Origin of the sequence: Enorma phocaeensis (assembly GCF_016901575.1) — a bacterium.
Lineage (GTDB): Bacteria > Actinomycetota > Coriobacteriia > Coriobacteriales > Coriobacteriaceae > Limicola > Limicola phocaeensis_A.
In genome coordinates this window covers 1-23,815 of sequence record NZ_JACJKQ010000006.1, presented here as the reverse complement: position 1 = coordinate 23,815, position 23,815 = coordinate 1, and the positions used below count along the sequence as shown (strand labels likewise).

Genomic DNA, 23,815 nt, shown 5'->3' with positions numbered 1-23,815 from the left:
TGCACGAAGTCTTTAGAATCTTGGCTCCGGCAAGAGCGAACGGCTCACAACGCCCAGCTCGTCATGGCCCATGATGTGCCACATGCCGCGAACGCAGCGATTCGACAGATGGAAGAACCCGTTGTCGGCAAGGAGCACGGCAGCGTCTGAAATCTGGTCCACCACCGCCTGGTCGGGGGGCATGGCAAGGCCGGCAGAGCGCACCACGGCCGCAACCTCTTCGATGCCCGGACGCTCCGTCCGGTCCATCTCTGCCATAAGAGGCTGCATTTCGGCCTGTGCAAGCTCGCCTAGATGGCCTCCATGGGGAATCAGGCAGTAGAGGGCGAGCGCCGTCTCGCGCTCTCCCAGCGCCCAGAAGGCGAAGGCGCCGCGGTAGTACAGATATGCGAGCGACTCGCGGTCATAGGACACGCGCGCGCCATGCCGCACCACCTCGGCCACCTCCTGAAAGCGTTCCATGCGCGCCAGCACGTTCACCATCATGAAGTGGGCCTGCATCGAGGTCGCCGCCATGTCGAGCAGCTTGCGCGCCTCCACGAGCGCTCGGTCGAGGTCGCCTGCGCGGAAGTAGGCGTCGCCGAGCTCGTATTGGGCGAAGAAGAGGGCGTCGGGCACCCGATGGATACGCGTCTCCGGGTCGTCGACGGTCAGCGGCACCACGATGCGTCCGAGATAGCTTTCGCAAAACTCGCTGCGCATGGGGCGGTCGCTGAGAAGCTCCGCCGCGGCGCACGACGCCTCAAGCTCACCCACCAACTCGATGAACCCCGCCACGGCGCCGTCGCGGTCCTGCGGCATGCGCTCGCGCAGCTCGTGCAGCCGCGCCATATAGGGATCGTCGGGAGCCTCCATGACCTCGAGTTCGGACGCCGTGTCGGCGAGCAGCAGGCGTTGCAGCCCGGGCGGCAATCTACGCCCGTCATCGCGCGGCGAGACGAAGCACGCCTCGTCGCACACGGGGCGAACGGCGGGGCCTTTACAGGCATACTGCGACAATGCCCGCCGCGCGGCCCCGGAGCGAAGCTGCTGATCGCAGAGACGCTCGGCGAGCGGGACCACGTCTGCCGTAAAGGAGGTGCGCTCAAAAAAGAATGCGCGGCGGGGCTCGCGGGTCACGGCATCTCGGCACACCACCGCGCACGAGCTCACCATTAGGCTCGACGCAAACGCCGCCGCAGCGGCCACGAGCGACATGCGGCAGGCGTACTCATCGGCAAGAAGCGAGCGGCCCTCCTCGTCAAGCCTTCGCCAGGCTCGCATCTCTTGATCGTATGCCTCGGCAGGCATGGCGTCGGACGAGGGCTCGACAAACTCAACCGTGAAGCCACGCGAGGCGGAGGAGCACTGGAATCCATATTCAAAGCGCACGATGAGGTTGAGGCTCTCGCAGAGCGACGCAAAGCGCGTGCGCATATCCCACTCGCCGCCCGGCTTGGCCGCAAGCGACCCGGGCTGTATCCACGGATTGGGCGCGACGGCTCGTGACAGGAGCTTTTCGACATGCCCCGTCACCTCTCTGAACGAATGCTGGTCCAAAACGGAGCAGGCCTCTTCCGAGGGCGACGAGGTCGCCGGTGCCAGGCCAAACCCAAGCGCCGCGAGCACGCGGTATACACGGTTTATCGCCGCCTCGGCAGCGAGAACAAAGCGCTCCTCATCCGCGTCGAGCTCGCCGCGGTCAAACACCAGATAGAAACCGTCCATGCGGTCGATGCGAACCAGCGAGACCGGGCTCTTGGCCACGATGGAGCGCAGGCGCTCCAGATCGATCGACGAGAGCACGCGGCGCGCAAACAGCTCGATGCCGGAGGGGTCGCGCTGCTCGGCAATGCGATAGAGCACAGCATCGATCGCGTCGGGCAGAGGCGTCGACGAGAAGTCCGCGAACAGCGACACCTTGCGGCCGAGCGCGCGCGGAGCGGCATCGACGGCGGCGCCATCCAGGTCGGGACGCGGAGACGAGGCGCCGTCGATGACGCATAGCCGCAGATACACCGACGCCATGAAGGGGCGGTACCCGAGGCTTCGCTGCGTGTTCCACGTCTCGGTGTCGCCCACCTCGCGCATGAGGCCCGAAAATGCGCCATGGTAGCGCCCATGAGGCTGAAGCGCGGCATGGGCGTCTTTGACATAGAGCGTGCCCTCGTGGCCGTTGGAATCGGGCACGGCGGCAAGATCGGGCTCTCCCGCGGGGGCAAGCGTGATGGGATGGTCGACATGAAACACGCCGCCTCGATTGTCCACATAGGCAAGGATCGAAACGGTCGACGCGGACTCGAAGCGCACCACATAGCACGAGCCGCGCTCGGGAATGGGGCAAGCGTCCCAGATAACGCCGTATTGCACGCCTTTTTGCTGCCCAGGCAACGCGGGGAGCTTCTTACGTCCCGCCAAGAGCGGCAACTTAAACGATGAATCGGACACGGACGCACCCCCTCGTATGGGTCGCGGCGACACGGACGGGGCCGCCTTCGCCTGCCCCCATTGTGCCCGCCGCCCATGTTCCGAAGCCGGACTATTCCGCCTGCGGCCGTATCGCTCGCCGAACGTGAGGAGATACGAAAAAGGGCACTCCGGAGAGTGCCCTTTCAAGTTCGGCTGGTGCGGCGTATAGGATTCGAACCTATGACGTTCTGATTCGTAGTCAGACCCTCTATCCAGCTGAGGTAACGCCGCGGCGCAGTGAATATAATGGCATCGTCCCCCCTATCCGTCAAGCACTTTTTTGAAAAAAATTTGCCCGGTTTTGCATCAAGGCCTCTACCTGCGAAGATGCTCTGCATATTTCTTTGCGCCACCCTCCTCTATGTCTCGTCGCCAACCAGGGTGTAGGAAAGTTTTTTCTCGTCCAGATGCCGCTGCACCTCGCTGAGGCACGCGAACCCCGTATATCGAACAGCCAGGACGCAGGCGAGCTGTCCGGCGCCAGCCGCTCCCCACTCCCGGCACAGCCGCTCGACCGTCGGCACCGGCATCACAAGGCGCCGCCGGTGGCTCTCGGAGCCATAGCACCACCGTGTCCAGGGGCCCCGGCTCGCCTCGCAGAGCCCCAGGCTTCCATCTGGACCGTGCGCGCACGCCACCCTGAAGCGCTCCCCGTCCTGCTGGAAGCTGAATAGCACGACTTCGCTCGCCACCTCGATCATCTCCCCCTCCACCTGCGCCTGCTTCTTATTCCAGTCTATTTGAAATAAGAACATATGTTCGTGGAACTTTTGTTCCCATTCCTAACGCGTGTCCGGGCGAGAGGCTATACTGAATGGGTCTTTATACCTGCGTGCGAAGGGCAGCTGAATCCATGGCCTATCCCGTATTCGACCTTCACTGCGACACCGCCGATCGCCTCTCATGGCAGTCGCTTCCAGAAGACCTCAAGGCGACGCTCGGCTCCGATGCATATGGCCCGGGGGACGAGGAGCATCTCGACGAGATCCGCGACATCAAGACGAATCGCGGCCACCTCTCGCTTGAGCGCGTCGGCTCCACGCCGTGGGTCCAGTGTTTTGCTTGCTATATTCCCGATGCGCTTTCGCCTCAGGATTCCGTGCGATTCTACGAGCATGTCAGCGCGAATCTCGATGAGCAGGCGGGCCGGCACGCCGAGGCGTTCTCGCTTGTCGCCAGCGCGCAGGACATTCCCGAGCAGCCCGAGGCCGGGCGCTTGCTAGGGGTTCGCACCATCGAGAACGCCCGCCTCTTCGCGGCAGACCTTGCCCATATCGACGCCCTCAGGCGCGCAGGAGTGCTCATGGCGTCACTCAGCTGGAACGCCGCGGGACCTCTTGCAAGCGGGCATGACGACGAGTCGGCAGGCCTCACAGATGTCGGGCGCGAGGCGCTGCGCCGCATGGAGGACGCCCGCATGGTCCTGGATGTGTCCCATCTCAACGACCGCTGCTTTGATGAGGTCGCCCGCCTCGCGACGCGCCCCTTCGTGGCAAGCCACTCCAACAGCCGCGCCGTATGCGGGCATCCACGCAACCTCACCGACGCGCAGTTCTGCGAGATCCGCGACCGCGGCGGCATCGTCGGGCTCAACTATGCCGACATATTCATCAGCTCCGAGGGCGTCCCCACCTTCGACGACCTGTCTCGCCATATCGATCGCTGGCTCGAGCTCGGCGGCGAGCGCACCGTGGCCCTCGGCAGCGATTTTGACGGATGCGACACCCCGCCGTGCATCGCCACCGCAGACGACATGCCGCACTTCCAAAAGCAGCTTGTCGCGCGCTTCGGCGCAGACGTCACGCGCAAACTCTGTTTCGACAACGCGCACGCCTTCTTTGCCCGCTGGTCCTAGGGACACGAAAGCAATCAGCCCCTGTCGGAGCGGGCGACAGGCGTCGCGCCGTTCCGAACAGGGGCTGAAATGGAAAGAGAGTACGGAAGGCGGCTGACAGCTACCCCCTCCCTGTAAGGCATCTAGTCGATGGAGATCTTTTCCATGCCGCCCATGTAGGGGCGCAGGACCTCGGGCACCGTGATGGTGCCGTCAGGATTCTGATAGTTCTCCATGATGGCGGCCATGGTGCGCCCCGTAGGCAGGCCCGAGCCGTTGAGCGTGTGCACGAAGCGCGTTCCCTTGAAGTTCTCCGGGTCGCGATACTTGATGTTGGCACGGCGCGCCTGGAAGTCGCCGCAGTTGGAGCACGACGAGATCTCCTTGTAGCTGTTGTAGCTCGGCAGCCACACCTCGATATCGTAGGTCTGGCGCGCCGAGAAGCCCAGGTCGCCGGTGCACAGGCTGATCACGCGATACGGCAGCCCGAGCTGCTGGAGGATGTACTCGGCCTCGGCGGTCATGCTCTCAAGCTCGGCGTCGGACTCCTCGGGCTTGGCGAACTTGACCATCTCCACCTTGGTGAACTGATGCTGGCGAATGATGCCGCGCGTGTCACGGCCTGCAGAGCCCGCCTCCTCGCGGAAGCACGGGGTGCCGGCGGTGTAGCGCAGCGGCAAGTCGGCGGCATCGAGCACCTCGCCGGCATGCAGGTTGGTGAGCACGACCTCGGCCGTGGGGATGAGGAACTGGTCGTCGCCCACGTGATAGGCGTCGTCCTCAAACTTGGGCAGCTGGCCCGTGCCGAACATGATCTCGCGGTTTACCACCACGGGCGGAATGAACTCTTTGAAGCCGCGGGAGATGTGGGTGTTCAGGAAGAAGTTCTCGAGCGCGCGGTCGAGCATGGCGCCGGCGCCGGCAAGCACCGTGAAGCGCCCGCCGGAAAGCTTGGAGCCGCGCTCAAAATCGAGGATGCCCAGGTCGGTACCCAGATCCCAGTGCGGCTTGGGCTCGAAGCCCTCCGCCGCGAAGTCGCGCGGGGTGCCCCAGCGGCGACGCTCGGGGTTCTCGGTCTCGTCCTTTCCGACGGGCGTCGCCTCGTACGGCAGGTTGGGCAGATGCGCCATAAAGTCGGCCAGCTCGCCTTCGAGCTCGGAACGGCGCGCGGCAAGCCCCTCGATCTTCTCGTTGACCTCGCGCACGGCCTCCTTGGCCGCCTCGGCCTCGTCGCGCTTGCCCTCGCGCATCAGAACGCCGATCTTCTTGGACTCGGCGTTGCGCGTCGCCTGCAGCTCTTCGACCTCGGTGATGACGGAGCGACGCTCCTCGTCCAGTGCAAAGAACCGCTCGCGGTCCCATGTGGTCTGACGATTCGCCATGGCGACGTCGATGGCGTCCGGATTCTCGCGAACAAACTTGATATCGAGCATGATCCCCTCCGGGTTAGATATGCGTCTCGATTGCAAAGGCTTTACACACCGCCTCGTGGCAGCGCTTCCGCAAGTATATACTTATTACGTCATGTCCCGCACCGAGAAGACAAGTTGGCAAGATGGACGAGATTTTCACCTTTTTGTTTGGGACGCGAGAGGGCTTTGCCGTGCTCTTCTTCGCAGGCGTCGTCATCACCGCCATCGTGGCCTTCGTGCTCGAGCGCCGCACGCACAAGCTGTACGTGGACCGCGGGCCCAAGCAGGGCGACGATGAGGACGACTGGACGCTTTAGCCACACCGGGTGTCCGGCGCAGCCGGGCACCTACCCGCCCGCCATTCGCGCGGCACCTCCGGCCATGAGGCACCGCGCACATGTTCTCATGACGAGGTGAAGCCATGAGCTGGAACCAGCGCCCCCGCACCGAAGAACCCCAAATCGACCCCTTCAACGCACCAGACCCCATAATGCCGAGCGGCGACCAGGTGATGGATTCTGGCGACGTAGAGCCATCGGAGGAGCGGGCGCCTCGAGGCGCTGGACGGCCCAGGAGTTTTGACAGGCCCCACAAACGCAGGCAGCGGCCCAAATCGGATCCATCTTCCACACGCCGCCGTTCGACGAAAAGCGACGACGGCTATCGCGCCCCCACCGAACTTCCCGACGCCTACGAGGCGCCCTCGACCGATGGTACGCCGGGCACCGTAGCGGCAGAGCGCGCCCGCGCATCAATCAAGCTCGCCCGCCAGGCAGCCCGAGAGGCCAAACGCGCCCAACAAAGCGCCCGCGGAGGCAAGCGCAACAAAGGATGCATCACCATCATCGTCGTCCTTTTCCTCTTCAGCGGCGGCGTCGGTCTGCTTGAGGCCGCCTGCTCCGCCACCGTCGACACGATCGACCAGGCCTTCTTCACCGATCACTACAGTGTCTCGTATTCCTATGACTACAGCGACGACGCCGGCGATGACAACACCTATGGCAACGGACTCACCTACAGCGAAATTGAGCAGCTCGAAGACGACGTCGCGCAAGACGCGCAAGACCAGACCCAGGCGGACCTCGAGGCGCTCGTCGCCGACGCCGACGGGACGCTCGTCAAGCGCATAGGCGACGACTTCGCCGAGTCCTTCAACTCGTATTGCGGAACGAGCGCGGAAAACGCCGGCGTCGACAGCTACGAGGTGGCGAGGTGGATACTCGACACCATGACGTTCGAGATCACCGATGCCTACTCCTACCTTGATTCCTACGACGGCTTCAGCGCCACGGCGACCGTGTATTTCGACGCGACCGTGCCCAATGCGGGCGACATCGCCTACTACGTGAGCTCGTTCATCTTCAGCGAGTATTCGGACATATATCGTACCGACATGGTGTTTGATGACGACCAGCGCGCCCAAATTGCCCAGGCGCTCGAGGACGCCAAGGAGCGCGCCCTGGACGAAGCCGAGTCGCGCGACTACTTCCTGCAGGACTACGCCGCCGACGCCTCGACCTCCCCGGCGACGCTCACGCGCGACAGCGAGGACTGGGAGGGGAACATCCAAAGCCTCTTCAGGCTCTGGTAACGCCGCCGCCCGCGCTCTTGCAGGCCGCCCCCGCCGCGGGCACGGCCCCACCCCTGCCTTGCGGCAAGCCCGCCGTGCAAAGACGCCCTCGCTGCATCCGACGGTGCGACGGGTCCCTCTCATAGCATGACTGAGGCCGCCTCCCTCGGGGAGACGGCCCCATCAAAACCCCTATGACTTCTGCTCTCAGCAGAATGGCCGCCGAGACGCTGCGCGCCGCTCAGGCCAGATGGCTACTCTTTTGGCATCGACGCCGGAGCGCCCGCTTGCTCATGGGTCTCCGTCGCCGCGACCATCTGCTCGAACATCGAGGCGGTCTGCGTGAAGTCCGCCGGAAGCACCACGGTGGAGCTCTTGCCGGTGCGTGCGAACTCCGTCATCATCTCCGCCCACTGCGTGAACATGAACAGCTGGTTGGCCTCGTCGTTGCCCACGCCGGTCTCCTGGATGGTCTCGAGCGAGTCCTTGATGCCGATGGCGATGGCCTTGCGCTGGTTGGCGATGCCCTCGCCCGCCTTCTCCATGGCCTCAGCCTCGGCCTTTGCCTCGGTGACGCGACGGATTCGGTCCGCCTCGGCGAGATCCTGCGCGGCAGCCTTGGTACGCTGCGCGGCGTTGATCTGGTTCATGGAGTCCTCGACCTCGGCGGGCAGCGCGATGCGCGTGATGAGGGTCGACACGAGCGTGAAGCCGTAGGCGGCCATCTGCTCGGACACGGTGGCGTTCACGTCTTTGGCGATGTCATCCTTTTTTGCAAAGACCTCGTCGAGGGTGTAGACCGGAATGGAGGAGCGCAGGGCGTCGGTGATGAAATCGCGCATCTGGGCAACCGGCTGCTGCAGCATGTAGTAGCTCTTGTAGACGCCGGAATCCGCGGGGCCCGATCCCATCTCGTAGCTCACGTGATACTGGGCCGACACCTCGAGGCCGATCGTCACGTTGTCTTCGGTCTTGGCATCGATGTCGAACCCGTTCTTCATGGTACGCAGGCTCACCGTCGCCGCCTTGCGGTCGATGATGGGAATCTTCGCGTGGATTCCCGCGCCCACGATTCGGTTGAACTTGCCTAGGCGCTCGATGATGACCGCGTGCTGCTGCTTGACCACGAACAGCGTGTTCAAGAGGATGATCACGACCAGCACAACGAGCACAATCAGGCCGAACAGGCCACCAAGCAGATTGCCGATGGAGTAGAACATGGTTGCTCCTTCAATCGGGAACGGTTGAGGACAGCATACCCGATTCATGGCATGCCGATATCAGGGGCGCATCAAATCTCGCGCCCATCGCCAGACGGCGCAACGCAGGCGGCGGGCGGAGACCGCGCTAGAGCTCAGGATAGAGCGGATGGGCGGCGAGCAGCTCGCGCACGCGGACGCGCACCTCGCCGAGCCCGTTCTCGTCCCCCGCGTGGAAGACGGAACGGGCCACGAGCGCGCCGATCTCGTAGAACTCCTGCTCGGTGAAGCCGCGCGTGGTTCCTGCGGCAGACCCCACGCGAATGCCGCTCGTCACGAACGGCGATCGGGGCTCTCCCGGAATCGCATTCTTGTTCACCGTGAGCCCGACGCCATCGAGCAGCTGCTCGGCCTCCTTGCCCGTCACGCCCGAAGCCGTCAGGTCGACCAGACACAGATGGTTGTCGGTTCCGCCGGAAACCAGGCGAAGGCCGCCGTCGACCAGCCCTTCGCCCATCGCGTGGCAGTTTTTCACCACGCGCTCGATGTATGAAGCGAACTCCGGCGTCAGGGCCTCGCCAAACGCCACCGCCTTGCCGGCGATGACATGCATGAGGGGACCTCCCTGCGTCCCGGGAAACACCGCCTTGTCGACCGCGCGGGCGAGCTCGTCGTCGTTGGTTAGGATGAATCCGCCGCGAGGACCACGCAGGGTCTTGTGGCTGGTCGAGGTCACCACATCGGCATAGGGCACGGGCGAGGGATGCACGCCTGCTGCGACGAGACCTGCGATATGGGCCATGTCGACCATGAGCCGCGCACCCACCCCGTGCGCGATTGAGGCGAGGCGCTCGAAATCGATCGTTCGCGGATACGCCGATGCGCCGCCGACGATAAGCCTGGGGCGCTCGCGCCGGGCAAGGTCCTCAAGACCGTCGTAGTCGATGGTCTCGGTCTTGGGATCGAGGCCGTAAGACAGAAAGCGATAGAGGCGTCCCGAATAGTTGACCGGAGAACCATGGGTGAGATGCCCTCCCTGGTCAAGGCGCATGCCGATGACCGTGTCACCAGGCTCGAGCAGCGCCGCATACGCCGCCAGGTTGGCGTTGGCGCCCGAATGGGGCTGGACGTTGGCATGCCGGCACCCAAAGAGCCGGCATGCACGCTCGCGAGCGATGTCCTCCACCACGTCCACCGCCTCGCAGCCGCCGTAGTAGCGACGGCGCGGATAGCCCTCTGCATACTTATTGGTAAGGATGCTTCCCACCGCCTCGAGAACGGCGGGGGACACGATGTTCTCCGAAGCGATAAGCTCTATGGTGTCGCGTTCGCGGGCAAGCTCGCGGCCGATAGCAGACGCGACCTCGGGATCCTCCTGCGCAAGAATCGAATACGCCATGGACGCTCCTCTCGATAGGGATGGTCCGGCCGCGGGACGGCTTGCCCGCGGGCGGCGGAACCTTCACGATACCCCTCGCAACGGTGCGTGCAAAGCGCTTTGCCGGGAACGGCGACGTCCCCTCGGAGAGGGGCGGGCGTCGCAGAAGACGGAGCCCTCCTAGTCATCATCCCGCTTCTTGCCATGTACGACGGTGATCCTCACCTTGCCTATCAAGACGGCGATAAGCAGCGCTATAAAAACGATGGGCAGCAGACGCAGCGCCCCCACCAAGAGAATCCCCAAGAATGAAAAGACCAACGAGATGACGGCTGCGATCACGAGCACGGCGATGATCAAATAGATGTAGGGCATGCGAACCTCCCGGAGCGTTTCCCACAGCATACCCGAATCCTTCCCACGCTTTCGCGTCGCCCTAGCCTTGCGCCCCAATCCAGCCGCCCCTGCCCGACGCGGGGCGTGCGGAGGGCGGCCGCCATGGCTGACGCCGAAATGCGACCTTCCCCGACAACGCCCGGCATCGCCCCCGGCGTGATCCGGCCATCCGCCCGGCTCGGCCCTGCCACATGGCCGGGCCTTTGGACACATGCGGCCTGCGTCCCATAAGACCCACCATAGGTCCTGCTGCGGACCTCTTTCTACCACCCGCCAGTCTTTAGGCTTCCTTGAGACCTTCTTTACCGCCGCCACCGTATACTGGGGCTAATCGGACGAGGACATCCGGCTGCGCCAAGCGCCCGCCCTGTTACATTGCACAAGGACGGCCGCGCAAGAGCCCCCGATGCGTCGCGTCCTCCTGTCACAGCAAGGAACGTGCAAGCACCGCCCGCCCCTATGCCAAGTCCTTATCTCGCGAAAGGAGCGAATCATGATCGTAACCACCACACCCGACATCTCTGGATATCAGGTCACCGAATACCTCGGAATCGTCGCCGGAGAGGCCGTCATGGGCGTCAATATGTTCCGCGACCTGGGCGCAAGCCTCCGCAACGTGTTTGGCGGCCGCTCCGCAGGCTATGAAGACGAGATGCAGCGTGCGCGTGAAGAGGTCATCTCTGAGATGATGCAACGCGCCGAGGAACTTGGAGCAAACGCGGTGGTCGGCGCCTCGCTGGGCTATGAAACGTTCGAAGGCATGATCATGACCGTTGCCTCGGGGACCGCCGTCCGCATTCGCCGCGCCTAGCAAACAATCCGACCTGCCGCCTTTTCCTGCCGCGGCAGGGGGGCGGGCCGTCGCAACGCCCTCTTCAGCCCTCCCTCTGCTTGCAAGCCGCTTGCGGGTCCTGTCTCCAAGATTTGGAGCAGGGCCCGCTCCGTGGACACGCTACATGACTGCGCGCTCGCCGTCATCTTACGCAGGAGCCGCCAATCTGCCCTCCAGACGCTCATACAACTTGATACACCTTGAACGCATGGGCACGCTTTTTTCGTTCGTTTTTGATTATTTGGCCGTTTTTGCCAGATACGAACGATTAAACAACAGCTGCGACCCCACCCTCCGTCATCCGATGGGTCGGCATACAGTAATATGCATTAATCACATCAAGTTTGCCAATTATATTCATTAGATTTCTGCTGTTTTGTCCTCGCTCCGCGAGGAGCCGTTCTGCAGGCAGGCGCAATCGTTCGTATCTGGCAAAAACGGCCATATTCTTCCGCTTCCAACGTGAAAAGCCCTTGTTTTTATCTCCGAAAACGAATCCGAACCCCACACCAACGCTTAACACACCGGGGTCGCCATGCATACAAATCGAGTCGTCCGCCTTCCGATGGCTACAGGGCAGTATGGGAGAGCTTTCTCGTCGCTGCGACCATGAGAGATTGCCGGCGAACTGTCAGGTAGGTGCACATGCAAAAACCCGAAGGCCATAAGACCTCCGGGCTGCGAATTCTTGGTCGCGGGGGCAGGATTTGAACCTACGACCTCCGGGTTATGAGCCCGGCGAGCTACCAGACTGCTCCACCCCGCAATGTCTGGCTGCGCCTCAGCGCAGAAAGATATATTACGATGGACGGCCCCTGATGGCAAGCACGCGGTTCACATAACAAGATGCTCCACATTTCCGTCAAATATGTCCCCGCAATATGCCACCGTAAAGGCGGCGGCAGGCACGAAACCCCACGCCGCAGACATCGGCGGGAGATCATCGACGTCCCGGTGCGCGCCCCTACTCCTTGAGCCTGTCTTCGCGGGACTTGAGCGCCTCGCGAAGCGCGTCGATGTCCTCGCGCGTGCGCTTGGCACGACGCGACAGCACGAACACATAGGCAAACAACGCGATCCAAATGCCAACATAGGCTGCGATTACAAACGGGGCGGCGGGAAGTACGGTGGAGTACACCTCGGCAAGAATGGGATCCATGGCTATGCCTCCTGGGAGCTATCAAGGTGGGTGTCGGGCGATTCGGAATCGGCGGGTGCCACCTCGGCATGTGCCGTCGTGGAGACCCCCGCCCCATCGGCGGCAGCGCCTGTAGCGGCGCCCGTCGTCGACGCGTCCGGAGAATCTGCGCGGGCCGGCGCCTCGTCAGCCGCGACGGCTTCCCTCGCTCCAGCGCGAAGGCGCTCGAACGCGGCGTCGGCAGCGGCGCGAGACTTCCATGCATCCTGCTCTTCCAGACGCTCCTTCAGGTCCTCGACTTCCTGGGCATCGGCATTGATGCGCAGGGCAAGCCTGGTAAGCGCAAACGCAATGAACAGCATGCCGAACAGCCCCAACAAAAACGGTATCAGCATCATGGGCGGCAAGCCGCTGTCGGTGCGAAAGACCACCGGATGAATCGATGACGGCACCAGGCGGGTGATCATGAATGAAATCGGTGCATCGATGAACGCGACCACGCAGAAGACGGCGCAAAAGCGTGCGCGCCGCTCCGGGTCGTCGAGCGCATTGCGCAAAATAAAGTACCCGATCACCAGCAGCATGAGGATGAAGTAGGTCGTGAGCCGCGGCTCCCAGACCCACCACACGCCCCACTCGAAGCGCGTCCACAAATCGCCCGAGATCATGGTCGCGACGATAAAGGCGAGCGTGACCTCCATGGCGGTCTTCGAGCGAAGGTCAAACGCACGGTCCTTGGTCATAAGAAAGCGCACCGCCCACAGCGCAGCGAAAAACATGACCACAAACGACGCAACCGCCACCGGAACATGCAGGTAGAAAATCTTCTGGCTGAGCAGCAGCTTGGTTGTGACCTGCGTTCCTCCGATGATGGCAGGCTCCGAGAGCTCTGCCCCCTGGACCATGGGTGCGAGCGTAAACGTCCACACCACATCGATGGCGGTCAGCAGCACGCCCAGCACCAGCGCCGCGAATGTCAGGCGATCGATGAGGCCACCGCGCGCGGGCGAGCCGCCAGAAGATGCCCGGACAGGAGAATCCGCTGCCATAGCGCCCTCCCTTCCCTTAAGAGTTACCATTGTGAAACACTCGCATTATACAGCGCCCCCTAGTCTACTAGAGGGCGCGTCCACGGACGAGTCCGACGCTCAGGCGTCCACGACGAACTCGTAGAGGCCCCATGCCGCGGCGATCATGATCACGTCGTAGGCGCCTGCCAGCGCAAGCGAGGTCCAAAACGTGCCGAAGGTTCCCTCGACCCCCATGAGCGCAACGCTGGTGGCCGACACGCACGCATACAGCAGCGGGAACACCACGGGGATGAACAGGATCGCCAGCAGCACATCGCGGCCCCTGGTATCGATGGTCATGGTGGATAGCAGCGTGCCCACGCCGGCAACGCCGATCGTCCCCACGACCAGCGGCAGGAGCATCATGGGCGTCGTGGATGCAAGCTCCGCGCCCGACAGGAAAAAGAGGAAGAACAGCGGCACGGTGATGAGCTCCACCAACGCCAAGAAGATGAGGTTTGACGTCGCCTTGGCCAAAAACACCACGGCGCGATCCACCGGGGCCAACAGGATGCCCTCAAGGCAGCCTGACTCGGTCTCATGCGAGAAGCTGCGGTTGAGACCGAGCAAGCTCGTGAAGATGATGAGCGCCCACAGCAGGCCTCCAGCAAACGACACCACCTCGACGCGGTCACCCACCTGCGCGAGCGCCGCGCCATAGATGGTGAGCACGAGCAGCGCGTAGACCACCATGGAGGTGAGCATCTCACGCGTGCGCACCTCTTGCCTCAAGTCTTTGAGCAAGAGCGCCCGATACTGCCGCCAGCTCGAGACGCGCATCGTGCCGGGCTTCGAGTCTTGCGCCATCTACGCCACCCCCATCCCGACGGTCGCCAGATAGAGCTCGCGAAACGCCGCCCGGTCGATGCCCGCCTTATCGGCACAGACGACGACTTGCCCGCGCGCCATGATGAGCGCATGCGTGCACAGATCGAAGCCCTTCTCGAGGTCATGGCTCACCATGATGAAGGTGCGCCCCTCGCGAACACGGGCGATGAGCTCGTCGAAGAGCTCGGCAGCGTGCGGGTCGAGGCCGGAATACGGCTCATCGAGCAAAACGAGGTCGGGGTCGTTCACCAGGGCGCGAGCGATGGAGAGGCGCTGCTGCATGCCGCGCGAGTAGGTGCGCACCGCGTCATGGCGACGGTGGTCGAGCTCCACGAGCTCGAGTAGCTCGCGAATGCGCCCGCGATCGGGCTCGCCACGATAGAGCGCCGAAAAGAACTCCAGGTTCTCTTGGGCAGACAGGTCTCCATAGAGCATGGAACGATGGCTGATGAGGCCGATGCGGGCACGCAGCTCGTCGGGCTCGTCAAGCGCGTCGACGCCCATAAGGGCGAGCGAGCCGCGCGTCGGACGCGACAGCAAGGCCAGCGTGCGCAGCAGCGTGGTCTTGCCGGCGCCGTTCGGTCCAAAGATCGAAAGAAACGCGCCCTCGGGAACAGAGAGGTCGACCCCGTCGAGCGCACGACGGGGCCCAAACTGCTTCACGAGCCCGTGGGCATAGACCGCAGGCGCCCCGCTTCGGCGCGACACGCTCTTCTCGGGAGCCATGCCTAGGCCCGCTTTCGCTCGTCAGCGGCGATGAGCGGCGTGGCCCGCCGCGGCACGAAGGCCAGGACGATACCCGCCACCACGATGCCGCCGCCGACCCAGTTGCACAGGATAAGAGGGTTCACCTTGACGCTTACCGACAGAGAGCCGTCGGCATTCGTGCCTTGGAACGCCACGAAGAGGTCTTCGGTGGGGAACGTGAGCACGCCCGCGTGCAGCGTCTGCTGCTGGGTGACGGCAGAGACCTCCATCGACGGCGTCAGCTCGCCGATGACCTCGCCCAGGCTGTTTGAATCCTCAAGGGCGGAGACGTCGTCGACGGCGCGCGAAACCGTGAGGTGCAGGCGCATGATTCGGCTGTCCGCCTCATCGAAATAGTCGTCCACGCCCGTGAGGATAAGCTGGTAGCCGCCCACCGACTCGGACGCGTAGACATAGTCGCCCTCGCTCGCGTCCGGCGACAGGGTGATGGTGTGCTCCTGCACATACATCCCCGACCCGACCAGGCCCACCAGCGCAATCGCGCAACCAAGATGGGCGAGGTATCCGCCCGCCTGCGCCGGAGAGCGACGGAAGAGGTTCACGACCGCCAGCGCCGGATTCTCCCCCTTGGAGCGCATGCGGCCGCGCACGCCGCGGCCCAGCAGGTACGCGGACGAGGCGAGCAGCAGCGCCGCGGCAAGAAACGACACCACCGTGAGCGCGAAGTAGTACCAGCGCGGCCCCTGCTCGGCAAGGGTGGCGGCGGGATCCCCGCCCGCCGCGATCACCGCGTCGTATGCGGGGACCAGCGCCGTCACAAAATAGGCCATGAGGACGACGAAGAACGCCGCGCCCAAAACCGCGGGGACGCGCATGTTGCGTGCGAAGGCGGCGCCATCGGTGCGGCGCCAGCCCAGCATGGGGCAAACGGCCATGAGCAGGCCGAAGAGCGCCGTCGCAGGACGCGCGACCGCGTTGTAGACGCCCGCCGAGACCACCTGGCCGCCGAGCGGCATCCACGTGGGCAGCGAGCTCGAGACCGTGAGGTAGGCCACAAGCACCGCGCCCACGATACACACCAGATTGGTGAGGTAGTACGAGCCTCCCTTTGATGCAAGCGACTCGATCTCCTCGGCATCGTCGAGCGTGCCGTGGCGATATACCAGAAGAACGAGGAAGGAGAGCGCGGCGAGCACCATGATCGCCAGGAAGAAATAGGTGGAGACGGGGTCCTCGGCAAAGGCATGCACGGACTGGACGAGGCCCGAACGCGTGATAAACGTGCCCAGCACGACGAAGATGAAGGTGATGACCGCGGCGAACATGCTCCAGCGCTTGAAGCAGCCGCGCTTGCGGTACATCGTGAAGCTATGGATCATGGCGACGGCGGACAGCCAGGAGAACAGGCTCGCGTTCTCGACGGCGTCCCACGCCCAAAAGCCGCCCCAGCCCAGCACCACGTACGCCCAGACGGCGCCGAGCGCCATGCCGATGGTGAGGAAGATGAACGAGAAGATGGCCACGCGGTCGCTCAGCTCGACCCAGCGGGCGCTCACGTCGCCGGTGATGAGGGCCGCCATGGCATAGGCGAACGGGATGGCGCAGCCGGCATAGCCGATGAAGGTCGCCGGCGGGTGCAGGACCATCGCCCAATGGAGCAGCAGCGGGTTCATGCCGCCCGCCGACGACACGAGGGTGCCGTCTTCGTTGAGATACTGCGCCGCGGTGGCGATGAAGGGATTGTTGGACTCGGAGAACACGAGGGTCGCGCAGAAGAGCGCCACGACCACCTCCGACACGGCAAGCGCCACCGAGGAAAGGTCGTCGGTCACGCGCATGCGTCGCCATGCGACCATCGCAGAGAACACCGAGATGAGCCAGGTCCAGAACAAAAGCGACCCCTGGCGTCCCGCCCAGACGCCGGCGACCTGGTAGAGCGGCAGCAGCGGGCTGTCCGTCTGCGGGAAGTTCGACGCGACGTAGGCTAGGCTGAAGTTTCTCGTCAAAAAGCACAGCAGGATGATGGCCACGCACGCGGTGAGCGCCACCGCGTTGCCAAACACCAGCAGATAGCCGGCGTTGACGGCCCCTTCGCGGCGCGTCTTCACGCCCACGGCAAGAGAGGCGGCGGCGACCAGGGCCACCAGCATCGCCAGCACCTGCAGCACGTTTCCCAACGTGGAAATCATATGGTTCTATCCCCTCTTATATCATCTTGTCGGCATGATGCCGGCAGCGGCGCGCGACCCTGTCGCCCTCCGCCGGGCACCGCCCCGCGAGCCGCCCGGCGCCAAGCCCTAAGACCCCGCCCGGCAGCGGTCGTGACGGCGCGGCGGACGCCCCTAGGCCACCGACTCGTCGATCGCCGGCTGCTCGGAGGCCACGAAGGAGCCGTCGGAGCCGAGCGACCCCTTGATCACCACCGCGGTGCCGTCGGCCACGGCCTCGTCCATGCCGCCGTCCCATTTCACCTCTATGGTCTCGCCCTGCGACTCCAGCACGAAACGATAGTCGGCGTCTACCGAGTTGACCTGGCCGGACACGTAGCCGCACACCGACACCTCGTCCCCGCCGAGGGAATCCGCCTGATCGAGCAGGCCCTTGACGGTCAGCGAGCCCTCGGCGCTCTCATATTTGGACGGGCACTTGGTCACGAGCTCAGAGCAGGCGAGCGTACCGTCCTCGACGGTCCCCGTGCAAATGGCGACCACGCCCGCGCCAAACGTGGCGGGCAGCGCCCCGTCATAGGACACCTGCAGGGTCTCTGAGCCATCGCTCTCCTCGGGCGTGATGGCAAAGGTGGCAGACGTGCCCTCGCTCGTGATGGAATCGGCGACCACCGAGCCCGAAACCTGCACCTTTTTGCTTTCGTACTGACCGGTAAGGACGTCGCCCACCGTCAAAGAGGTCGCCGAGCCGCCCGCGCCCGCGATGGCAACGATGACCAGCATGGCAATGACCACGATGCCGCCCACAACCATGAGACGGCGCTTCGCCTTTTTGTTCATGCGCGCTCCACATGCTCAATCGGTCCACAGAGAACGCAGTAAGTATACAATGAGCGCAGAAATGCAGCCCATATTGCTGCAAAACACGACGAACCGCGGGCCGAGCGCACGCATGCGAGACCGGAGGAGCCAATGCTGCTTGCCATCGACATGGGCAACACCCAGACCGCTTTGGGGCTTTTTGACGGCGGCGAGCTGGTGCGCTCCTGGCGCATGCCGACCGACCGCTCCTTTACCGCCGACGAGCTGCACGTTCGACTGCTGGGATACTTTCGCATGTATGACCTTGCGCTCTCGGACGTCGACGCGGTCGCCTTCGCCGGCGTGGTCCCCCAGCTGTCGCGCGCCTGGCGCTCCGTCGCCCGCCGCCTGTCGGCAGACGCCGTGGTCATCGGCGCAGACACCGCCGAAGTCACCAAGGTGCACGCCCCCAACCCCTCCGAGGTGGGAGCGGACCGCATCGCCAACGCCGTGGCCGCCGAGACCTTCTACGGCGCGCCCGCCATCGTGGTGGATTTTGGAACGGCGACCAATATCGACGTGATCGACGCCGACGGCTACTACATCGGAGGCGCCATCGCGCCCGGCCTGCGCATCTCGATGGAGGCGCTCACCGCCCGCGCCGCAAGGCTCGCGAGCGTGCCCCTGGAGGCCCCTGCGCACGCGATCGGCTCCACCACCGTCGAGGCGGTCCAGAGCGGCGCCGTGATAGGCGCCGCCGCCATGGCCCAGGGCATGGTCGCCCGCATCAAGGCCGAGCTCGGGGCGCCGGATGCCCGCGTGATCGCCACGGGCGGACTGGCTGGCGTGGTGGCCGGCTCCACCGACGCCTTCGACGAGGTGGACGGCCAGCTCACCCTGAAGGGCATCTGCGAGATCTACCGCCGCATGTGCAACCGCTAGGGCACGCCTCGTACACCCCCGGCATACGCGGCGCAAAAGCCCCCTGATACCGCATGCGCCCGGCCGCCCACCACGAGCAGCCAGGCGCATCGTAGACGCATGGGGTCCGAATCGCGCTTAGAGCGCGCCGAGCTCGCCGGTCACATGTCCGACGCGCTCCTCGGGCTCGAGCACCTTCACGCCCTCGTAGCGGAAGAACCTCGCCGGGTCATGCATGAGGTCCTCGAGCGGCACGAGCACGAAGTCGCGCTCGCCCAGCTTTGGGTGCGGAAGGCGCAGCTTGTTGCCACCGTGGACCTCGCCATCCATCCAGATGAGGTCGCAGTCGATGGTGCGGGGGCCGTTCTCGCGGGCAGACGCCGTGCGGTTGCGCCCCAGCTTGTTCTCGACCTTCATGAGCTCGTCGAGCAGCACGAGCGGAGAGAGCTCGGTGCGCACCTCGATGACGGCGTTGGCGAAGGAGTCCTGGCGCGTCTCGTAGGCGGGCTCGGTCTCGTAGATGCGCGAGCAGCTCGACACGCAGGTGAGCGGAATCTCGGCAATGAGGTCGCGCGCCGCACGGATGTTGTCCATGCGCTTGCCCAGGTTGGAGCCGAGCGCCACGAAGGCGCGGCGGGGCTGGGGGCGCGCGACGGCCCAGAAGCCGTTCAGGAACTGGGCGAATCCCGCAACGTCGTGCACGCGCACGATGTTCGCGCCCGCCTGGATGGCGCCGAGGCACACGCCGAAGGTCGCGGCGTCGCGATCGGCCGCCTCGGGCACGCCGGCGACGGTGCCGATAAAGCGCTTGCGCGACACGGCGCACAGCAGCGGATAGCCGAGCGAAGCCATCTTCGCCGTCTCGCGCTGGATGATGATGTCCTCGTTGGTGCTCTTGCCAAACCCGGCGCCCGGATCGATGCAGATGCGGTCGCGTGACACGCCGGCGTGGATGAGCGCACGGGCCTGATCGGAGAGGAAGCCCATGACGCGACGCATGACGGGCGCGGAGTCGGGCAGCGTGAAGCGGCGGCGCTGGGAGGTGCTCACGTAAGCCTCCTCGCGGCGGGCCGAGCGGCGCATGATGGCGGCGAGGCGGTCCTCGGGAGCAGGCGCCTCGGAATCCTTGCCCTCATCCTTCTTGGCGTCCTTGTCGTCTTGCTGGGCGGCGGCGCGCTTGGCCTCGGCGGTCTTTGCCACCGTTGCCGCCGCGATGGCGTCGAGCTTGCGCTTCTTCTCTTCCTCGGCCTGCTTCTTGGGATCGGTCTGGGCGTTCGCCGCGGACCCGTTGGGCACGTCGCCAAACGGAAGCGGCGGCTGGATGACTCCGCCGCCCAGGCGCGTCCCGCCGAGCAGCTTGCCGCGTCCGCCCTTTTGGGCCTTGGACGCGCTCTTCTGCTGCTCCTCTGCGGCTGCCGCCGCGGCTCGCGCCTTCTCGGCGACAAAGGCCGCCGCCGACGTGTCCAGCTGCACCGGCGTATGGGCGCGCGCAGGCTCTGCGACCTCTCCTGCATGGGCGATGATCACGCCGCACTGGCTTGAGGTGATGAACTCGACCATCTTGGGATCGGTGAAGCCGGTGACGTCGTTCACGATGGACGCGCCGACGCGAACCGCCGCCTTGGCGACTTCGACGTGGCGGGTATCGATGGACACGATGGCCCCGTGCGACGCGAGCGCGCGGACGACGGGGAGGACGCGCTTGGCCTCCTCGTCGGCGCTCACCGGGGTAAAGCCCGGGCGCGTGGACTCCCCGCCCACGTCAATGATGTCGGCGCCGGCGTCGAGCATCTCCAAGCCGCGCTTGATGGCGACGTCATGATCGAAGTTCTCTCCGCCGTCGCTGAAGGAGTCCGGCGTAACATTGAGCACACCCATGATGCGCGGGCGGTCGAAGGTGAGGTTGAACTTCCCGCACCGCCAGGTTTTCTTGTCGTATGCCATGCGTATCCTTTCGCCTTGCCGGCCCGTCCGGACGGACGGCGCGCAAGCGGTCTGGTCGTATCCTCCTATTGTATCCAGAACGCACGCCCGGACGGGACGCCCGAAGGCTGGATGCAAGAAAAGTGCAGCGACATGCCCGGCAGCGGCAGGCTTGAGGCGCCGCGCGCTACAATGGACCCACCGACAGGCGCTCCCCCACCGCAGAATCCGGCCGCCGAAACCCGCGCGGCGCACCGGGGCGCCGGTTTCCCCATGCTAGGAGGCCCTATGAAACGCTTACGACACGCGCTCGGACCGGCCGTCGCATCCGCGGCGCTCGTGTGCGGCCTGGTGGCGACCCCCATCGCCGTGGCAGCGACGCCCGCGTCTTCCAGCCCCGCCCACACCCCCTCCCCTGACGCCACCGACGGCATCATCATCACCCTCGAAGACGAGGCGGGCCAGGACGTCCGCTCGCGCGAGGCCCGCGGAGGCATCTCGACGCTCGCGGACGCTCCCGTGGTGAGCGACCTCGCAGACGCCGGGGTCGAGGTGACCGACACGCTCGACACCGCCAACGACATGTTGCTCCAGGCAGAACCGGCAGACGGCCAGACCGACGCCGAGGCGCTTGCCGCCGCGCAGGCGGTCGACGGCGTGGCGAGCGTGCAGTACAACTTCCGCTACGACCTCATCGGCGCCGTCGAGGGGGATGCCGAGGCCGACGATGCGTCCGATGCATCCAGCGCGTCCGGCATCGACGCGCTCGCCATGAGCGACCCTCCCACAAACGACCCCTTCGCCGCACAGGACAGCCCCAGCACCGATGTGGGCAACCAGTACTGGCTGTATGACACCGGCCTTGTGGACGCCTGGGACCAGGTCAAGGCCCAGGGCGCGGTGACCGTGGCCGTGGTGGACTCCGGCTGCGACCTTGACCACCCCGACGTGGCCTCCAACGTCTTGGCCGACCTTGCTTACGACGCCGACGGCTCGCACATGCTGGCGGGCTCTGCCGTCGAAGACTCGCAGGGACACGGCACCGCGGTCACGAGCGTCATCGCCGGCGTGACCAACAACGGGGTCGGGCTCGCGGGCGCCTCGTATGACGCCAAGGTGCTGCCTATCAAGGTGTTCGACGACAAAGGCGGCGGATGCTACACCGACGACCTCGTGCGCGCGTACCAGAAGATCTTTGAGTACATCGACGGCGATCTGGTGGAGAACCTGCATGTGATCAACATGAGCCTTGGCGCCCATGACTCCTCGGAGGTGCCGGCAGGATCGGAGATCGGCGTCGACGGCATGCGCGACGAGGTGCTCGAGGGGCTCATCTCCACCGCACGCGACCGCTACGACATCGCCACGGTGTGCGCCGGCGGCAACGGCCACCCGAGCGGCGTGAGCGCATGCACCTATGCCAACTATCCCAGCGACTTCGAGGACTGCATCGCCGTGACCGCGCTCGCGACCGACGGCAGCAGCCTTAACTACTCGGATTACAACCGATATAAGGACATCAGCACCTACGGCGAGGACATCTGGGCGGCCTGGAGGGGCTCGAGCAGCAACAGTTCCCCGTATGTATATCGCAGCGGCACCTCGCTGGCGGCACCCATCGTGTCGGGGACCATCGCCCTCATGTTTGCCGAGCGGCCCGCCGCCACGGTGGATGACGTCTGCGAGGCGCTCTACGAGACGGCGACAGCCATCTCCTATGACATGAGCGACCCCGTTGACGCCGAGCGCGCCGCGACGACCGGCAGCCACGGCGCCCTGGACGCCGACGCCGCCGTCGCCTATATCGCCGACCACGTAGCCGCAGGCCCGGATATCGAACCCGTGCCGTTTGACGACGTGCAGCAAGGCGACTGGTTCTACGGCGCGGTGAGCTTTGTGTATTCGAACGGGATCATGCGGGGGTATCAGGACGAGGGTCGCCTGGGCACCTTTGGCCCCGATGACGCAACCTCCCGTTCACAACTGGCGCAAATACTCTACAACCTTGCCGACGCCCCCGAAACCGATGCGTCTTATACAGACAACTATGTCGACTGCGTGCCAGGTGCTTGGTATATGTCGGCTATCTCATGGGCAACCCAACAGGGGCTCATGAGCGGGTATGACGATGGCACCAACCGCTTTGACCCAGACGCCGCGCTTACACGCGAACAGCTTGCCGTAGTGCTATGGCGAGCCGCTGGAAAACCATCTACAAGCGAAAGCCTTGAAAATTTCTCCGACAGTGCTCAAACCAGCTCCTGGGCAGTTGAGGCCATGGAGTGGGCCGTTTCTGTCGGCCTGTTCCAAGGCTATGACAACACCGACATACTTAACCCAAGCGGAGTTCTAACCCGAGCTCAAATGGCAATGGTCCTCTACCGCCAAAATCAGATGTCTTAACAAGAATCAAAATGTCCACCCCAGCACGCCACTATCACGTGACGCGTGCTGGGGCCCTATCGCAGCGCTCGCTATTGCTAGTCGGCAACCGTCAGCCCAGCGAGATGGTTATCTGCCATGACACGCAATAGCCCGCCCATTTTCTTGCACTTCTAGCTATATGACAGAGCCCCTTCCCGATCATCACCCGGGAAGGGGCTCTACCAAATGACAGCCTTCTGCACGACAGCTTGCAAGAAACGAAAGGCTTGTCGAACCCCACACCACGCAGGTTCGGCAGGCCTGCTGTCAGGAGGACAGACCTCTCCCGACTATAATAACACCGTTGCCGCGCCAAAGGAGCCGAACAACCAAGGATATTCTGTTCTTTTAGCGGGCATTTTTGAGGCAAGCAGGCAGACGGCCGACAACAATGCAAAAGCCAGCGCAGAGCCAAGCTATACGAGTAAAAGGCCGGCTGTATCTTGCTGTCGAACATGGGCAAGCTTACATACAAGACGCAGAGACCCTGAAATCGGCTATTGGACGCTTTCCCTGGTATCCCCCACGCTGTCTTTTGCCGAAAGCAGCTACATGAAAATGTCTTGATTAAATCCCATATACATGGTTATCCACTCGTTTTTCTCTTCTATTTTATAGCCTTTTACCTGCGTCTTTACCAATAGGAAGGATAACTGGCGATTATCTGTTCCTTATGGAAGGAGAAAGACGTATGACAGCTTGCGTCAACAAGAAGCACACGAGGAGGGTCGCGCTCGCCATCTCCGCCTCGCTCGTGGGGGCCCT

The 23,815-nt window shown here is 64.3% G+C and carries 19 protein-coding genes and 2 tRNA genes; 6 read left to right on the top strand and 15 right to left on the bottom strand.

Annotated elements, in window-relative coordinates:
* Positions 1-12 precede the first annotated feature (12 nt).
* From H6A15_RS05325 to H6A15_RS05315, 3 genes are all read right to left on the bottom strand, one after another.
* On the bottom strand, positions 13-2,349 hold the full coding sequence (locus H6A15_RS05325; protein WP_204672721.1) for a tetratricopeptide repeat protein: 2,337 nt from the start codon (positions 2,347-2,349) through the stop codon (positions 13-15).
* Between the two features lie 253 nt (positions 2,350-2,602).
* Positions 2,603-2,679: transfer RNA gene (locus tag H6A15_RS05320), tRNA-Arg, on the bottom strand.
* 128 nt (positions 2,680-2,807) lie between these two features.
* Complete coding sequence (locus H6A15_RS05315) at positions 2,808-3,203, bottom strand: hypothetical protein (protein WP_204672720.1); 396 nt, start codon at positions 3,201-3,203, stop codon at positions 2,808-2,810.
* Between the two features lie 98 nt (positions 3,204-3,301).
* Here H6A15_RS05315 and H6A15_RS05310 point away from each other — a divergent pair, with 98 nt between their 5' ends.
* A complete protein-coding gene (locus H6A15_RS05310) occupies positions 3,302-4,303 on the top strand; it encodes a dipeptidase (RefSeq protein WP_204672719.1) in 1,002 nt (333 codons plus the stop codon).
* Positions 4,304-4,425: 122 nt separating this feature from the next.
* Here the strand turns inward: H6A15_RS05310 and serS are convergent, their stop codons facing one another.
* Positions 4,426-5,715 (bottom strand): serine--tRNA ligase, encoded by a 1,290-nt coding sequence (gene serS / locus H6A15_RS05305; RefSeq protein WP_204672718.1) that lies wholly within the window; start codon positions 5,713-5,715, stop codon positions 4,426-4,428.
* Between the two features lie 122 nt (positions 5,716-5,837).
* Here serS and H6A15_RS05300 point away from each other — a divergent pair, with 122 nt between their 5' ends.
* On the top strand, positions 5,838-6,011 hold the full coding sequence (locus H6A15_RS05300) for a DUF6724 family protein (protein ID WP_204672717.1): 174 nt from the start codon (positions 5,838-5,840) through the stop codon (positions 6,009-6,011).
* Between the two features lie 104 nt (positions 6,012-6,115).
* The gene (locus H6A15_RS05295; RefSeq protein ID WP_204672716.1) at positions 6,116-7,285 is read left to right on the top strand and encodes a hypothetical protein; all 1,170 of its coding nucleotides are present in this window, start codon (positions 6,116-6,118) and stop codon (positions 7,283-7,285) included.
* Between the two features lie 233 nt (positions 7,286-7,518).
* Here H6A15_RS05295 and H6A15_RS05290 read toward each other — a convergent pair whose 3' ends face one another.
* The 3 genes from H6A15_RS05290 to H6A15_RS05280 form a co-directional block, all read right to left on the bottom strand.
* On the bottom strand, positions 7,519-8,484 hold the full coding sequence (locus H6A15_RS05290; RefSeq protein WP_204672715.1) for an SPFH domain-containing protein: 966 nt from the start codon (positions 8,482-8,484) through the stop codon (positions 7,519-7,521).
* 127 nt (positions 8,485-8,611) lie between these two features.
* Complete coding sequence (gene glyA / locus H6A15_RS05285) at positions 8,612-9,862, bottom strand: serine hydroxymethyltransferase (RefSeq protein ID WP_204672714.1); 1,251 nt, start codon at positions 9,860-9,862, stop codon at positions 8,612-8,614.
* A 159-nt stretch (positions 9,863-10,021) separates the two neighbouring features.
* On the bottom strand, positions 10,022-10,216 hold the full coding sequence (locus tag H6A15_RS05280) for a hypothetical protein (protein WP_204672713.1): 195 nt from the start codon (positions 10,214-10,216) through the stop codon (positions 10,022-10,024).
* A 514-nt stretch (positions 10,217-10,730) separates the two neighbouring features.
* Here H6A15_RS05280 and H6A15_RS05275 point away from each other — a divergent pair.
* Positions 10,731-11,048 (top strand): YbjQ family protein, encoded by a 318-nt coding sequence (locus H6A15_RS05275; protein ID WP_239462376.1) that lies wholly within the window; start codon positions 10,731-10,733, stop codon positions 11,046-11,048.
* 710 nt (positions 11,049-11,758) lie between these two features.
* Here H6A15_RS05275 and H6A15_RS05270 read toward each other — a convergent pair.
* The 7 genes from H6A15_RS05270 to H6A15_RS05240 all read right to left on the bottom strand — a co-directional run bounded on the left by H6A15_RS05270 (position 11,759) and on the right by H6A15_RS05240 (position 17,821).
* Positions 11,759-11,835 (bottom strand) — tRNA-Met (locus H6A15_RS05270).
* 198 nt (positions 11,836-12,033) lie between these two features.
* Complete coding sequence (locus tag H6A15_RS05265; RefSeq protein WP_204672712.1) at positions 12,034-12,228, bottom strand: CcmD family protein; 195 nt, start codon at positions 12,226-12,228, stop codon at positions 12,034-12,036.
* Between the two features lie 2 nt (positions 12,229-12,230).
* Positions 12,231-13,256: a cytochrome c biogenesis protein gene (locus tag H6A15_RS05260; RefSeq protein ID WP_204672711.1), complete on the bottom strand. Its 1,026-nt coding sequence runs from the start codon at positions 13,254-13,256 to the stop codon at positions 12,231-12,233.
* A gap of 99 nt (positions 13,257-13,355) precedes the next feature.
* The gene (locus H6A15_RS05255) at positions 13,356-14,084 is read right to left on the bottom strand and encodes a heme exporter protein CcmB (protein WP_204672710.1); all 729 of its coding nucleotides are present in this window, start codon (positions 14,082-14,084) and stop codon (positions 13,356-13,358) included.
* On the bottom strand, positions 14,085-14,831 hold the full coding sequence (locus tag H6A15_RS05250) for an ABC transporter ATP-binding protein (protein ID WP_204672709.1): 747 nt from the start codon (positions 14,829-14,831) through the stop codon (positions 14,085-14,087).
* 2 nt (positions 14,832-14,833) lie between these two features.
* The gene (locus H6A15_RS05245; RefSeq protein WP_204672708.1) at positions 14,834-17,002 is read right to left on the bottom strand and encodes a heme lyase CcmF/NrfE family subunit; all 2,169 of its coding nucleotides are present in this window, start codon (positions 17,000-17,002) and stop codon (positions 14,834-14,836) included.
* A 153-nt stretch (positions 17,003-17,155) separates the two neighbouring features.
* Positions 17,156-17,821, bottom strand: coding sequence for a cytochrome c maturation protein CcmE (locus tag H6A15_RS05240; protein WP_204672707.1), 666 nt, complete (start codon positions 17,819-17,821; stop codon positions 17,156-17,158).
* A gap of 132 nt (positions 17,822-17,953) precedes the next feature.
* Between H6A15_RS05240 and H6A15_RS05235 the strand changes: the two genes are divergently transcribed.
* Positions 17,954-18,724 carry a type III pantothenate kinase gene (locus H6A15_RS05235; RefSeq protein WP_204672706.1) on the top strand — a complete coding sequence of 257 codons (771 nt, stop codon included), beginning with the start codon at positions 17,954-17,956 and terminating at the stop codon, positions 18,722-18,724.
* A 117-nt stretch (positions 18,725-18,841) separates the two neighbouring features.
* On the opposite strand, the gene folP is transcribed toward H6A15_RS05235, so the two are convergent.
* Positions 18,842-20,647 carry a dihydropteroate synthase gene (gene folP / locus H6A15_RS05230; protein ID WP_204672705.1) on the bottom strand — a complete coding sequence of 602 codons (1,806 nt, stop codon included), beginning with the start codon at positions 20,645-20,647 and terminating at the stop codon, positions 18,842-18,844.
* Positions 20,648-20,914: 267 nt separating this feature from the next.
* Between folP and H6A15_RS05225 the strand changes: the two genes are divergently transcribed.
* On the top strand, positions 20,915-23,029 hold the full coding sequence (locus H6A15_RS05225) for a S8 family peptidase (protein ID WP_204672704.1): 2,115 nt from the start codon (positions 20,915-20,917) through the stop codon (positions 23,027-23,029).
* Positions 23,030-23,815: the final 786 nt, after the last annotated feature.